Source organism: Streptomyces mobaraensis (genome assembly GCF_020099395.1).
GTDB lineage: Bacteria > Actinomycetota > Actinomycetes > Streptomycetales > Streptomycetaceae > Streptomyces.
In genome coordinates this window covers 1,883,825-1,898,061 of sequence record NZ_CP083590.1, presented here as the reverse complement: position 1 = coordinate 1,898,061, position 14,237 = coordinate 1,883,825, and the positions used below count along the sequence as shown (strand labels likewise).

Here is a 14,237-nt window from a genome sequence, read left to right as displayed (position 1 = left end):
GGCTTCCGGTACGACCATATCCTGGGGCGGGCGGGGCGCAGGGGCCCGCCGTGTGCCCCGGCCGGCGACGGAGTCGGCGGCGGAGAGACGACGGAAAGACGACGGAAAGACGACGGAAAGGCGCTCGGGTGGCCAGACGACAGATCCCCGTCATCGTGCTCGCGGGCTTCCTCGGCTCGGGCAAGACCACGCTGCTCAACCATCTGCTGGCACACAGCGGGGGCAGCCGGATCGGTGTGGTGGTCAACGACTTCGGCAGCATCGAGATCGACGCCCTGAGCGTGGCCGGCCAGGTGGACTCCATGGTGTCGCTCGGCAACGGCTGCCTGTGCTGCGCGGTCGACACCAGCGAGCTGGACGGCTTCCTGGAGCGGCTGGCCCGCCCGGCGGCCCGGATCGACGTCATCGTGATCGAGGCCAGCGGGCTGGCCGAGCCGGAGGAGCTGGTCCGGATGATCCTGGCCAGCGACAACGAGAGCATCGTGTACGGCGGTCTGGCCGAGGTGGTGGACGCCGCCGAGTTCGGCCGGACCCGTGAGCGGCACCCCGAGCTCGACCGGCACCTGGGCATCGCGGACCTGGTGGTGCTCAACAAGACGGACCGGGTGACCGACGCCGAGCGGCAGGAGCTCGAAGCGGTCCTCGCCGGGCTGGCGCCCGGCACCCCCGTCGTCGCCTCCTCGCACGGCCGGGTCGACCCCGAGTTGCTCTTCGACCGCAAGCCGCGCGAGGACCGCCTGGAGGCCATCCGGCAGCTCTCCTTCGAGGACCTGGCCCACGAGGAGCACGACCACGCGCACGACGGGCACCTGCACGCGGCGTACGAGAGCGTCGAGTTCGTCTCCGACGACCCCCTGCACCCCCGCCGCTTCATGGAGTTCCTGGACCGCAGGCCGGAAGGGCTCTACCGGATCAAGGGGTTCGTGTACTTCGGGGTGCCCGGGCACCGGCAGAAGTTCGCCCTGCACGCGGTCGGGGACTTCCTGCGGATGTACCGGTCGCCCTGGGCGCGGTCGGAGCGGCGCCTCACCCAGCTGGTCATGATCGGCAGTGGTGTCGACGGGGATGCCCTCCGGGCCGGCCTGGACGCCTGTCGCGACGAGGCACCGCGGGACGCCGACGACCACAGCATGTGGGGCGTCCTGCGGTACACCCAGGGCTGATCACGGGCGGATCGGCCCCGGGCGTCCGTCGGATCACACCGGTCCGGCCACCACCGCCACCGGCTTGGCCAGCGGCGTCCCCGAGCCGTCGCGGCGCGGGTCGGGCTCCGGCAGGGCCACCGGCGTGCCGTTGGCCGCGGCGGCGCGGGCCGGAGCGGCCCCCGCCCAGGCCAGGACCAGGCAGTCCTCGCCCTTGAGGAACCGCTGGCAGCGCACACCGCCGGTGGCGCGGCCCTTGCGCGGGTACTGGTCGAACGGGGTCAGCTTCGCCGTTCCCTCGGAGGCCGCGCCGGGCAGGCCGCCCGCGGCCCCGGCCACCGTGAAGACCACCGCGTCCTCCGCCGGGTCGACGGCGGTGAAGGAGATCACCTTCGCCCCGGAGGACAGCTTGACGCCCGCCATGCCGCCCGCGGGCCGGCCCTGCGGACGCACCTGCCCGGCCTGGTAGCGCAGCAACTGCGCGTCGTCGGTGATGAACACCAGGTCCTCGTCCCCGGTCCGCAACTCGGCGGCGCCCACGACGCGGTCGCCGTCCTTGAGGGAGATGACCTCCAGCTCGTCCTTGTTGGCCGGGTAGTCGGGGACCACGCGCTTGACGACGCCCTGCTCGGTGCCGATGGCGAGCCCTGGCGAGGACTCGTCCAGCGTGGTCAGGCAGACCACCCGCTCGTCGTCCGCCAGCGACAGGAACTCCGACAGGGGCGCGCCGCCGGCCAGGTTGGGCGCCGCGGCCGTCTCCGGCAACTGCGGCAGGTCGATCACCCGTACCCGCAGCAGCCGCCCGTCCGAGGTCACCACGCCGACCTCGCCCAGCGCGGTGGCGGGCACCGCCGAGACGATCACGTCGTGCTTCACGCGCTTGGTCTCGCCCGCGCCGGGCGCGAACGGCTCGCCGGTGGCGGTGCGGGCCAGCAGGCCGGTCGAGGAGAGCAGCACCCGGCACGGGTCGTCGGCGACCTGGAGCGGGACGGCCGACGCCGTGGCGCCCGCCGACTCCAGCAGGACCGTGCGCCGGTCGGTGCCGAACTTCTTGGCGACGTCGGCCAGTTCGGAGGAGACGAGCTTGCGCAGCTCGGCGTCGGAATCGAGGATCTTCGTCAGCTCCTCGATCTCCGAGGTCAGCTTGGTCCGCTCGTCCTCCAGCTCGATCCGGTCGAACTTGGTCAGCCGGCGCAGCGGGGTGTCGAGGATGTACTGCGTCTGCACCTCGGAGAGGGAGAAGCGCTCGACGAGTGACGCCTTCGCCGCCGCGGCGTTATCGCTCGATCGGATGATTCTGATGACCTCGTCGATGTCAACGAGCGCCACCAGCAGACCCTCGACCAGGTGAAGCCGGTCGCGCCGCTTGCCGCGCCGGAACTCGCTGCGCCGCCGGACCACCTCGAAGCGGTGGTCGACGTAGACCTCCAGCAGCTCCTTCAGACCCAGCGTCAGCGGCTGGCCGTCCACCAGCGCGACGTTGTTGATGCCGAAGGACTCCTCCATCGGAGTCAGCTTGTAGAGCTGCTCCAGCACGGCCTCGGGGTTGAAGCCGTTCTTGATCTCGATGACCAGCCGCAGGCCGTGGGCCCGGTCCGTGAGGTCCTTCACATCGGCGATGCCCTGGAGCTTCTTCGCGCCGACCAGGTCCTTGATCTTGGAGATGACCTTCTCCGGGCCGACCGCGAACGGCAGCTCGGTCACCACCAGGCCCTTGCGGCGGGCCGTCACGTTCTCGACGGAGACGGTGGCGCGGATCTTGAAGGTGCCGCGGCCCGTCTCGTACGCGTCCCGGATGCCGCTCAGCCCGACGATCCGGCCGCCCGTGGGCAGGTCGGGGCCGGGGACGTACCTCATCAGGGTGTCGAGGTCGGCGTTCGGGTGCTTGATCAGGTGCCGGGCGGCGGCGATCACCTCGCCCAGGTTGTGCGGCGGCATGTTCGTCGCCATGCCGACCGCGATGCCCGTGGTGCCGTTGACCAGCAGGTTCGGATACGCGGCCGGCAGGGCGACCGGCTCCTGCTCGCTGCCGTCGTAGTTGGCCGCGAAGTCGACGGTGTCCTCGTCGATCGACTCCGTCATCAGCGAGGTCGCGGACGCCATCCGGGCCTCGGTATACCGCATGGCGGCCGGCGGGTCGTCGTTGCCGAGCGAGCCGAAGTTGCCGTGCCCGTCGACCAGCGGCACGCGCATGGAGAACGGCTGCGCCATGCGCACCAGCGCGTCGTAGATGGAGGCGTCACCGTGCGGGTGCAGCTTGCCCATCACCTCGCCGACCACGCGCGCGCACTTCACGTAGCCGCGCTCGGGCCGCAGGCCCATCTCGTTCATCTGGAAGAGGATGCGGCGCTGCACCGGCTTCAGGCCGTCGCGGGCGTCGGGCAGGGCGCGGGAGTAGATGACGGAGTAGGCGTACTCGAGGAAGGAGCCCTGCATCTCGTCGACGACGTCGATGTCGAGGATGCGCTCCTCGAACTCTTCCGGCGGCGGGGTCTTCGTGCTGCGGCGGGCCATCGCGGCTGCGGCTCCTTCGGTCGATTGCCGGGGGCGGACTGACGCCGACCATTGTGGACCTCCCCACTGACAACGCCGACCGCGACCCGTCCGCGAGCACCGCGTTGTCGTGGGGGAGGCCCTGGGAACTTCGCCGGATGTCGGTGCGCTTGCATACAGTGACAGCAGTGTTCATCACGCGAGTCGTCGCGGGCGCCGCGGGCGGGTAACGGCGGCGCGGGATGCAGCGAGATATCGAGCGATCGAAGGGACGTACATGCCCATGGGTCACACGGCCGCGCAACAGGCCGGCACCGGCGGCCTGACAGCGACCGAGCACCGCCTGGCCAACGGCTTGCGGGTGGTGCTCTCGGAGGACCACCTGACCCCGGTCGCGGCAGTCTGCCTCTGGTACGACGTCGGCTCGCGCCATGAGGTCAAGGGCCGCACCGGCCTCGCCCACCTCTTCGAGCACCTGATGTTCCAGGGCTCGGCGCAGGTGAAGGGCAACGGCCATTTCGAGCTGGTGCAGGGCGCCGGCGGCTCGCTCAACGGCACCACCAGCTTCGAGCGGACCAACTACTTCGAGACCATGCCCGCCCACCAGCTGGAGCTGGCGCTGTGGCTGGAAGCCGACCGGATGGGCTCGCTGCTCACCGCGCTCGACGACGAGTCCATGGAGAACCAGCGCGACGTCGTCAAGAACGAGCGCCGCCAGCGGTACGACAACGTGCCCTACGGCACCGCGTTCGAGCGGCTGACGGCGATGGTCTACCCCGAGGGCCACCCCTACCACCACACGCCCATCGGCTCGATGGCCGACCTGGACGCCACCTCCCTGGAGGACGCCCGGGAGTTCTTCCGCACGTACTACGCGCCCGGCAACGCCGTCCTCGCCGTGGTCGGCGACATCGACCCCGAGCGGACGCTGGCCTGGATCGAGAAGTACTTCGGGTCCATCCCCGCCCACGACCGCAAGCAGCCGCCGCGCGACGGCGCCCTGCCCGACGTCATCGGCGAGCAGCTCCGCCAGGTGGTCCGCGAGGAGGTGCCCTCGCGCGCCCTGATGGCCGCCTACCGCCTCCCGCACGACGGCACCCGGGAGGCGGACGCCGCCGACCTGGCGCTGACCGTCCTCGGCGGCGGCGAGTCCTCGCGGCTGCACAACCGCCTCGTCCGGCACGACCGCACCGCGGTCGCGGCGGGCTTCGGCATGCTGCGCCTGGCGGGCGCCCCCTCGCTGGGCTGGCTGGACGTCAAGGCGTCCGCCGGCGCCGAGGTCGCCGACATCGAGGCGGCCGTCGACGAGGAGCTGGCCCGCTTCGCCCTGGAGGGGCCCACCGCCCAGGAGATGGAGCGCGCCCAGGCCCAGCTGGAGCGCGAATGGCTGGACCGGCTGGCCACGGTCAGCGGACGCGCCGACGAACTCTGCCGCTTCGCCGTCCTCTTCGGCGACCCGCAGCTCGCCCTGACCGCGGTCCAGCGGGTCCTGGAGGTCACGCCGGAGGAGGTGCGGGCCGTCGCCCAGGCGCGGCTGCGCCCCGACAACCGCGCGGTGCTCGTCTACGAGCCGACCGGACCCCAGACCGCGGGCGCCGACGAGACCGGCGCCACCGAGGGCGCCATGGTGCAGGAAGCCGACGTACAGGAACAGGAGACGGCCCAGTGAGCGAAGCCGCAGTCGTGGGCGCCACCGGCACCGCCGAACCCACCATGCAGTTCCACCCGCAGCCCCTGCCGGGCACGGCCACCCCGTGGAACTTCCCGGCTCCCGGCCGCGACCGGCTGCCCAACGGCCTGACCGTGCTGCGCTGCCACCGCCCCGGCCAGCAGGTCGTCGCCGTCGAGGTCAGCCTCGCCGCGCCGCTGGAGGCCGAGCCGGCCGGCCTGGACGGCGTGGCCACGATCATGGCCCGCGCCTTCTCCGAGGGCACGGACAAGCTCAGCGCCGAGGACTTCACGGCCGAACTGGAGCGCTGCGGCGCCACCCTGGACGCCCACGCGGACCACCCCGGCGTCCGGCTCTCCCTGGAGGTCCCCGCCTCCCGGCTGACCAAGGCGCTGGGTCTGCTCGCCGACGCCCTGCGCGCCCCGGCCTTCCCCGACAACGAGGTCGAGCGCCTCGTCCGCAACCGCCTGGACGAGATCCCGCACGAGCTCGCCAACCCGGCCCGCCGGGCCGCCATGGCGCTCTCGGCCGAGCTCTTCCCGGCCGACTCGCGGATGTCCCGGCCCCGGCAGGGCACCGAGGAGACGGTCGAGCGCATCGACGCCGCCTCCGTACGGGCCTTCTACGAGGCGCACGTCCGCCCGGCCACCGCCACCGCGGTGATCGTGGGCGACCTGACCGGCGTCGACCTGGACCAGGCCCTGGCCGACACCCTCGGCGCCTGGACGGGCTCCCCGGCCGAACCCCGGCCCGTCCCGCCCGTCTCCGCCGACGACACCGGCCGCGTCGTCATCGTGGACCGCCCGGGCGCCGTCCAGACGCAGTTGCTCATCGGCCGCGTCGGCGCCGACCGGCACGACAGCGTCTGGCCCGCCCAGGTGCTCGGCACGTACTGCCTCGGCGGCACCCTGACCTCCCGTCTGGACCGCGTGCTGCGCGAGGAGAAGGGCTACACCTACGGCGTCCGCTCGTTCGGTCAGGTGCTGCGCTCCGCCCCCGACGGCACCGGCATCGCGATGCTCGCCATCAGCGGCTCCGTGGACACGCCCAACACCGGTCCCGCGCTGGCGGACCTGTGGACGGTGCTGCGCACCCTCGCCGCCGAGGGGCTGACGGACGCCGAGCGCGACGTCGCCGTGCAGAACCTGGTGGGGGTCGCGCCGCTCAAGTACGAGACGGCGGCGGCCGTCGCGGGCACGCTGGCCGACCAGGTCGAGCAGTACCTCCCGGACGACTTCCAGGCCCGGATGTACGAACGCCTCGCGCAGACCGGGACGGTGGAGGCCACCGCGGCCGTCGTGAACGCCTTCCCGGCCGACCGCCTGGTCACCGTGCTGGTCGGGGACGCCGCGGAGATCGCCGAGCCCGTCCGGACGCTCGGCATCGGCGAGGTGACGGTCGTCTCCGCCTGACGGAAGCTCAAGCCTCCGCGTGCGCCCCGGCGCAGGCGCGGGGGCGGAGAGGCGCGTGGGCCCTTCGGGGGCCACGCGCCTCCGTTATGCCCGATTTATAGGAGCGGTTGCACCATCCTTCTGTGGCGTGCGTCACTAAAACGGGGTTCCGTTTGCCGTTCGAATCTGACGGCGATTAGCTTCATGGCGGCAGCCCGTCGGATCGGAGCCGCAACCGCGGCCCCGGGCAGCCATCGCCGAGTCCCCGTACGGCGCGAGCCAGGGGAGCCGGGGAACCACATGTTCCCTGGGGTGAATCGGGTCCCTCTCCGGAGGGAGCCGTAGGAGACCTTCCTGCTCCGAACCCGTCAGCTAACCCGGTAGGCGAGAAGGAAGGAAAGGAACAGCCGCAACCATGGCGTTCACCCGTGCCACCGGGAAGCACCGTCGTCCGAGCCGTGCCGTGCGAGTCGGCGCCAACGTCGCCGGCATAGCCACCCTGAGCGCCGCGGGCGTCGTCGCCGGTGTCGCCGCTCCGGCCTTCGCCGCCTCCCCGGAGGAGGCGCCCCGCATGCAGGACACCGGCCTCACCCAGGCCGTCGTCGTCTCCGACCACCTGGCCGACAGCGTGGACGAGCAGGCTCAGATGCAGCGCGGCGTCGCCGAGCAGGACGCCGCCACCCAGAAGGCCGAGGACGCCGCCAAGGCGCAGGCCGCCCTGGTCAAGAAGCGCGCCGACGAGGCCAAGCGCAAGGCCGAGGCCGAGCGTGCCGAGAAGGAGCGCGCGGCTCGCGAGGAGGAGCGCAAGCGCCTCAACACCTTCGTGATGCCGATCGCCGGCTCCTTCGTCTCCACCCAGTACCACGCCTCCAGCGGCCTGTGGTCCTCCGGCAGCCACACCGGCGTCGACTTCCACGCCGAGGAGGGCACCAGCGTCCACGCCGTGGGTGCCGGCACCGTCGTCGAGGCCGGCAACGGCGGCGCCTACGGCAACAACATCGTCATCAAGCACAACGACGGTACGTACACCCAGTACGGCCACCTCTCGTCGATCGGCGTGAGCGTCGGCCAGACCGTCACCCCCGGCCAGCAGATCGGCCTCTCCGGCTCCACCGGCAACGTCACCGGCCCGCACCTGCACTTCGAGGCCCGCACGGCGCCCACCTACGGCTCGGACATCGACCCGGTCGCGTACCTGCGCGCCCACGGCGTCGCCATCTGACCGCGGCCGTCCCCTTTTCTTCCGCAGAGCCCCGCCCGGACCACGCGTCCACGGCGGGGCTTTCGGTTGTCCGGAGACGGCGGGGGCTTTTCCGCTCTCTCCGCTTGGCCCCGGTCTCTCCACTCGGCCCCGGTCTCTCCACTCGGCCCCTGCGCTCCCCTTGGCCAAATCATTTCCATGGTCTTCCGGCGGCCATCGGAATCCGCACGGGATTGCCATAGAGTCGAGCGAATCCTGAAGAAGCGTCCCTCGCCCGCGGACCGTCGCTTTTACGCGAGGCCGCGCCGGGGTCGATCCGGAGGTCCGTCCAATGCGGGGACGTTTGTGAACGGCGGGGCCGAAGCGGTTCCCGAGAGCCGCCGCGTTTCCGCGCAGGCGGTGTGCACGGCCATTCGCGACGACATCGTCTCCGGCGCCTTCCCGCCCGGAAGCCGGCTCATCGAGGAACTGCTCGCCCGCCGGTACGGCGTCTCGCGCGTCCCGGTGCGGGAGGCGCTGCGCACGCTGGCCTCCGAAGGCTTCGTGACCACGCGCCGGCACGCGGGCGCCTGCGTCGCCGAGCCGACCGAGCAGGAGGCGGCCGACCTGTTGGAGGTGCGGGCGCTGCTGGAGCCGCTGGGGGCCGCCCGGGCCGCGCAGCGGCGGACCGAGGCGCACCTGAAGGTGCTGCGCGGACTGGTCCGGCTGGGCCGGGAGCGCGCCCGCGCCGGGCAGCCGGGCGAGCTGTGCCCGCTGGGCGACTGGTTCGACGAGACGCTCGCCCAGGCGTCCGGCAGTCCCAGTCTGGCCGCGCTGCTCACCCAGGTGCGGCGCAAGATCGCCTGGATGTACGTGCCCGAGCCGCCCGCCCGGCCCGTGGAGACCTGGGAGACGCACGCCGCGCTGGTCGACGCGGTGGTCAGGAGGGACGCGGGGCGCGCCCGGGACATCGCCGCCGGGCGGGCCGGACGGGCCCCCGGGGAATTCCGGTTCCGGCGTCCGGTGCCGGCTTCTTCCGCGCTCCCGGCCGGCGTTCGGAAACGCGCCGTTCACACGGCGGGCGCCGGAATGTGACGGCCGTCCGGTATTCCGGGGCCGGCGGTGAATTCCCCGGCACGGAACGCCCGGTGTTTTCCGGCCGGAATGCGCGCGGGTGAAACGCGCGAACGGGGCCGTGGCGGCCGGTCCACCGGCCGCCACGGCCCCGTTCGCGTCCCGTCGGGAGCCCGGCCGAATGCGGCGGCTCCCCGGGACGAGGGCTCAGACGGTCTCCGGAAGCTCCTCGAGCCCCTCGGCGACCAGCTTGGCCAGACGGTCGAGCGCGGCCTCGGCACCCGCGTCCTCCGAGGCGAGGACGATCTCCTCGCCGCCCTGGGCGCCCAGGCCCAGCACGGCCAGCATCGACGCGGCGTTGACGGGGGTGCCGCCGGCCTTGGCAATGGTCACGGGGACGCCGGCGGCGGCGGCCGCACGGACGAAGATCGACGCCGGACGGGCGTGCAGGCCGTCGGCCCAGCCGACGTTTACACGGCGCTCAACCATGGTGTTGCCCTTCGAGTCGCGAATGGGTTGTCTAGACCAGTGTCGCACGGTGCGGACAGTGCTCCGCAGCGCCCGGGCTCGTTGTCGGTGGCCGGTCGTACGCTGATCCCATGCAGACGCCGTCCGAGCACGCGTACCCGGCCCACTGGGAAGCCGATGTCGTCCTCCGCGACGGCGGGACCACCCGCGTCCGGCCCATCACCCCCGACGACGTCCAGCGCCTGGTCAGCTTCTACGAGCAGGTCTCGGACGAGTCCAAGTACTACCGCTTCTTCGCGCCCTACCCCCGGCTGTCCGACCGCGACCTGCACCGCTTCACCCACCACGACTACAACGACCGGGTCGGGCTGGCCGCCACGATCGGCGGCGAGTTCATCGCCACCGTCCGCTACGACCGCATCGACTCCCGCGGCCGCCCGGCCCACGAGCCGACCGACGAGGCCGAGGTCGCCTTCCTGGTGCAGGACGCCCACCAGGGCCGCGGGGTCGCCTCCGCCCTGCTGGAGCACATCGCGGCCGTGGCCCGGGAGCGCGGGATCCGGCGCTTCGCGGCCGAGGTGCTGCCCGCCAACACCAAGATGATCAAGGTGTTCACGGACGCCGGCTACACCCAGAAGCGGAGCTTCGAGGACGGCGTCGTCCGGCTGGAGCTGGACCTGGAGCCGACGGACCGCTCGCTCGCCGTCCAGCGCGCCCGCGAGCAGCGTGCCGAGGCCCGCTCGGTGCAGCGCCTCCTCGCCCCCGGCAGCGTCGCGGTCTTCGGCACCGGCCGCGAGCCCGGCGGGATGGGCCGGGCCGTGCTGCACAACCTGCTGGCCGGCGGGTTCGCCGGCCGGGTCCTCGCGGTCAACACCTCCTTCCCCGAGGGTTTCACCACGCTCGACCCCGAGGGCGTCCCCGCCCTCCGCTCCCTCCGCGAGGCCGAGGGCCCGGTCGACCTCGCCGTCGTCGCCGTGCCCGCCGACCGCGTGCCGTCCGTCGTCGAGGACTGCGGGGAGCACGGCGTCCAGGGCCTCGTGGTGCTCTCCGCCGGGTACGCGGAGGGCGGGCCCGACGGCCGGGCCCGCCAGCGCGAGCTGGTCCGGCAGGCCCGCTCGTACGGCATGCGCATCATCGGCCCCAACTCGTTCGGCCTGGTCAACACCGCCGCCGGGGTCCGGCTCAACGCCTCCCTCGCCCCCGAGCTGCCCCCGCCGGGACGGGTCGGCCTGTTCAGCCAGTCCGGCGCCATCGGCATCGCGCTGCTCTCCGGGCTCCAGCGGCGGGCGGCCGGCCTGGCCGGCCTCGCCTCGGTCTCCACGTTCGTCTCGACCGGCAACCGCGCGGACGTCTCCGGGAACGACTTCCTCCAGTACTGGCACGACGACCCGGACACCGACGTCGCCCTGATGTACCTGGAATCCATCGGCAATCCGCGCAAGTTCACCCGCCTCGCCCGGCGCACCGCGCGCCACAAGCCGGTCGTCGTCGTCAAGGGTGCCCGGCACGGCGGCGTCGCCCCGGCGGGGCACACCGTGCCCACCACGCGCATGCCCGACGCCACCGTCTCCCACCTCCTCCGGCAGGCCGGCGTGATCCGCGTCGACACCGTCACCGAACTCTCCGACACCGGGCTGCTGCTCGCCGCCCAGCCGCTGCCCGCGGGCCCGCGCGTGGCCATCCTGGGCAACTCCCAGTCCCTGGCGCTGCTCACCTACGACGCCTGCCTCACCGACGGCCTCCGCCCGCTGCCCCCGCGGGACCTCACCACCGCCGCCGGTCCGGAGGACTTCCACCGGGCGCTCGCCGCCGCCCTGGCCGACCCGGCCTGCGACGCCGTCGTCGTCACCGCCATCCCTCGGGTCGACGGCGAGTCGGCCGCCGGGCTCGCCGCCGCCCTGCGCGACGCCGTCGCCGCCGCGCCCGCGGCGAAGCCCGTCTGCGTCGTCCACCTGGAGATCCCGGGCCTCGCCGAGGCCCTGGCCGCCCCGCCGGAGGCCGGTGCTCCGGCCGGCCCGGGCTCGGTGCGCGTGCCCGCCTACCCCGCCGCCGAACGGGCCGCCCGGGCCCTGGCCCAGGCCGCCCGGTACGCCGAGTGGCGGCGGCGCACCGAGGAGCGGCCCGGGCGGGTCCCGGAGTACGAGGACATCGACGAGACGGGCGCCGCGGCCGACATCGAGGTGCTGCTCGCCGCCCACGGCGTGACCGAGGGCGACCCCGGCGGGCCGCGTGCCGTCACCCTGTCCGCCGCCGACACCCAGCGCCTCCTCGCCCGCTACGGCATCGCCGTCCTCCCCGCGCTGCCCGCCCCCGACCCGGACACCGCCGTGGCGGCGGCCCACCGGCTGGGTTTCCCGGTCGCCCTCAAGCCCACCGCCCCGCACCTGCGGCACCGCGCCGACCTGGGCGGCGTCCGCCTCGACCTCGGCGGCGAGGCCGAACTGCTGCGGGCCTACAGCGAGTTGACCGAGCTGCTCGGCAAGCCCTCGGAGACCCGCCTGGTGGTCCAGTCGATGGCCCCGCGCGGCGTCGACACCGTCGTCCGGGCCACGATCGACCCGGCGGCCGGGGCGGTGCTCTCCTTCGGCCTCGCCGGAGCGCCCTCGCTGCTGCTCGGCGACACCGCGCACTGCCTGGTCCCGGCCACCGACCGGGACGCGGCCGAGCTGATCCGCTCGGTGCGCACCGCGCCGCTCCTCTTCGGCTGGCGCGGCGCGGCCCCCGTCGACACCGGGGCGCTGGAAGAGCTGCTGCTGCGCGTCTCCCGCCTGATGGACGACCATCCGGAGGTCGTCGGTGCCGACCTGGAGCCGGTGATCGTCGCCCAGCACGGCATCCACGTCCTGGGTGCCTCCATACGGCTGGCTCCGCCCCCGCCGCGCACCGACCTGGGGCCGCGGAGCCTGCCGACGTACTGAGCGGAGCCCGCCGACGCGCCGGAGCGGCCGGGGCCGGATCCCGGGCACCGGCCCGGGCATCGGCGGCGGCAGGGGTCCGTACGCCCCGTAGGATGGGCGTATGGCGAAGACCGGTACGACGACCCAGGGGCTGCGCGCGGCGATCGAGCGCAGCGGCTACTACCCGGCCCTCGTGGCCGAGGCCGTGGAGGCGGCCGTGGGCGGGGAGCCGGTCGTGTCGTACCTGGTCCACCAGGAGACGACGTTCGACTCCAACGAGGTCCGCCGCCATGTGACGGTCCTCGTCCTCACCCGTACGCGGTTCATCGTCAGCCACACCGACGAGCAGGCGGCCGACGGCACCTCGCCGTCCCCGTACGCCACCACCTCGACGGAGTCCGTGAAGCTGGACCGGATCTCGTCGGTCGTCGTGAGCCGCGTCGTGGCCAACCCCGAGTCGTACACGCCGGGCGCGCTGCCCCGCGAGGTGGTCCTCACCATCGGCTGGGGCGCGGTCTCCCGGATCGACCTGGAGCCGGCCGCCTGCGGCGACCCCAACTGCGACGCGGACCACGGCTACACGGGCTCCTCGACCGCCGACGACCTCAGCCTGCGCGTCAGCGAGGCGGGCGACGGCCCCGACAGCGTCCGCCAGACCCTCGCCTTCGCCCAGGCGATCTCCGAGGCGACCGCGGTCACCGGCCGCTGATGTCGTACCCGAGCACCGCGGGCGCCGCCTGGCACGAGCCCGCCACGCTGGACCCCCGCTCCGCGCCGCTGCCGCGCTACGGCTCCGGTGCTCTCTCCGACCTGCTGCCCGCCGCGGTGGCGGGCATGGGGGTGCCGGGCTTCCGTTCCGGACTGGAACTGGCGCCCGCCGACCGGGTCTGCGTCTTCCTGATCGACGGCCTGGGCTGGGAGCTGCTGCGCGCCCATCCGGCCGAGGCACCGTTCCTCCACTCGCTGCTCGGCAGTTCGCTGAACGGCACCGGTGCCCCCCTGACCGCCGGCTTCCCGTCCACCACCGCCACCTCACTGGCCTCGGTGGGCACCGGCCTGCCGCCCGGCGCCCACGGCCTGCCCGGGTACACGGTCCTCGACCCGGCCACCGGCGAGCTGATGAACCAGCTGCGCTGGCGTCCCTGGACGGACCCGCACCACTGGCAGCCGTATCCCACCGTCTTCCGGCTCGCGGACGACGCGGGCGTGCACACCTGCCAGGTGTCGGCCCCCGACTTCGAGCACACCCCGCTGACCCGGATCGCGCTCAGCGGCGGCACCTTCCACGGTCGGCTGTCCGGCGAGGACCGGATGGACCTCGCGGCCGCCCAGCTCGGCGCCGCCGACCGCTCGCTCGTGTACACGTACTACAGCGAGGTGGACGGCAAGGGCCACCGCTTCGGCGTCGACTCCGAGGAGTGGCGCGGCCAGCTGATGTACGTGGACCTGCTGGCCCGGCGGCTCGCGGAGCAACTGCCCCCGCGGTCCGCGCTGTACGTCACCGCCGACCACGGCATGATCGACATCCCGTTCACCCCGGACGCCCGCATCGACTTCGACGAGGACTGGGAGCTCCGCGCCGGGGTCTCGCGGCTCGGCGGCGAGGCCCGCGCCCGGCACGTCTACGCCGTACCCGGCGCCGCCGCCGACGTCCTCGCCGTGTGGCGCGAGGTGCTGGGGGAGCAGATGTGGGTCGCGGGACGTGACGAGGCCATCGAGGCCGGCTGGTTCGGCCCGCCCGGAGCGGGCGTGGACGACCGGGTGCACGCGCGGATCGGCGACGTGGTCGCCGCGGCCCGGGACGACATGGCGATCGTCGCCACCGAGACCGAGCCCAACGAGTCGAAGATGGTGGGCCTGCACGGCTCCATGACGCCCGTCGAGCAGCTGGTGCCGCTCCTCGAAGTCCGTACCTGAGCACCG

Annotated in this window: 10 protein-coding genes and 1 riboswitch; of the genes, 8 read left to right on the top strand and 2 right to left on the bottom strand. The window is 73.4% G+C overall.

Going from position 1 to position 14,237, the window contains the following annotated elements; translation table 11 throughout:
- Window positions 1-128 precede the first annotated feature (128 nt).
- The gene (locus tag K7I03_RS07870) at window positions 129-1,163 is read left to right on the top strand and encodes a CobW family GTP-binding protein (RefSeq protein WP_185943311.1); all 1,035 of its coding nucleotides are present in this window, start codon (window positions 129-131) and stop codon (window positions 1,161-1,163) included.
- 33 nt (window positions 1,164-1,196) lie between these two features.
- Here the strand turns inward: K7I03_RS07870 and K7I03_RS07865 are convergent, their stop codons facing one another.
- On the bottom strand, window positions 1,197-3,656 hold the full coding sequence (locus tag K7I03_RS07865) for a DNA gyrase/topoisomerase IV subunit A (RefSeq protein ID WP_185943310.1): 2,460 nt from the start codon (window positions 3,654-3,656) through the stop codon (window positions 1,197-1,199).
- Between the two features lie 262 nt (window positions 3,657-3,918).
- Between K7I03_RS07865 and K7I03_RS07860 the strand changes: the two genes are divergently transcribed.
- The 4 genes from K7I03_RS07860 to K7I03_RS07845 all read left to right on the top strand — a co-directional run bounded on the left by K7I03_RS07860 (window position 3,919) and on the right by K7I03_RS07845 (window position 8,970).
- Complete coding sequence (locus K7I03_RS07860) at window positions 3,919-5,304, top strand: M16 family metallopeptidase (RefSeq protein ID WP_185943377.1); 1,386 nt, start codon at window positions 3,919-3,921, stop codon at window positions 5,302-5,304.
- Between the two features lie 44 nt (window positions 5,305-5,348).
- Complete coding sequence (locus K7I03_RS07855; RefSeq protein WP_185943376.1) at window positions 5,349-6,716, top strand: M16 family metallopeptidase; 1,368 nt, start codon at window positions 5,349-5,351, stop codon at window positions 6,714-6,716.
- 224 nt (window positions 6,717-6,940) lie between these two features.
- A riboswitch (cyclic di-AMP (ydaO/yuaA leader) is annotated at window positions 6,941-7,096 on the top strand.
- Between the two features lie 14 nt (window positions 7,097-7,110).
- A complete protein-coding gene (locus K7I03_RS07850) occupies window positions 7,111-7,917 on the top strand; it encodes a M23 family metallopeptidase (protein WP_185943309.1) in 807 nt (268 codons plus the stop codon).
- A 378-nt stretch (window positions 7,918-8,295) separates the two neighbouring features.
- A complete protein-coding gene (locus K7I03_RS07845) occupies window positions 8,296-8,970 on the top strand; it encodes a GntR family transcriptional regulator (protein ID WP_238513479.1) in 675 nt (224 codons plus the stop codon).
- 186 nt (window positions 8,971-9,156) lie between these two features.
- Here K7I03_RS07845 and K7I03_RS07840 read toward each other — a convergent pair whose 3' ends face one another.
- Window positions 9,157-9,438, bottom strand: coding sequence for an HPr family phosphocarrier protein (locus tag K7I03_RS07840; protein ID WP_152263926.1), 282 nt, complete (start codon window positions 9,436-9,438; stop codon window positions 9,157-9,159).
- Between the two features lie 110 nt (window positions 9,439-9,548).
- On the opposite strand from K7I03_RS07840, the gene K7I03_RS07835 reads away from it, so the two are divergent.
- The 3 genes from K7I03_RS07835 to K7I03_RS07825 all read left to right on the top strand — a co-directional run bounded on the left by K7I03_RS07835 (window position 9,549) and on the right by K7I03_RS07825 (window position 14,231).
- Entirely contained in the window at window positions 9,549-12,335 is a 2,787-nt protein-coding gene (locus K7I03_RS07835; RefSeq protein WP_185943307.1) for a bifunctional acetate--CoA ligase family protein/GNAT family N-acetyltransferase, read from the top strand.
- Window positions 12,336-12,435: 100 nt separating this feature from the next.
- Window positions 12,436-13,023 (top strand): DUF5998 family protein, encoded by a 588-nt coding sequence (locus tag K7I03_RS07830; protein ID WP_004949338.1) that lies wholly within the window; start codon window positions 12,436-12,438, stop codon window positions 13,021-13,023.
- The gene (locus K7I03_RS07825) at window positions 13,023-14,231 is read left to right on the top strand and encodes an alkaline phosphatase family protein (RefSeq protein ID WP_185943306.1); all 1,209 of its coding nucleotides are present in this window, start codon (window positions 13,023-13,025) and stop codon (window positions 14,229-14,231) included. The genes K7I03_RS07830 and K7I03_RS07825 overlap by 1 nt, the downstream gene beginning before the upstream one ends.
- The last annotated feature ends 6 nt before the right edge of the window (window positions 14,232-14,237 follow it).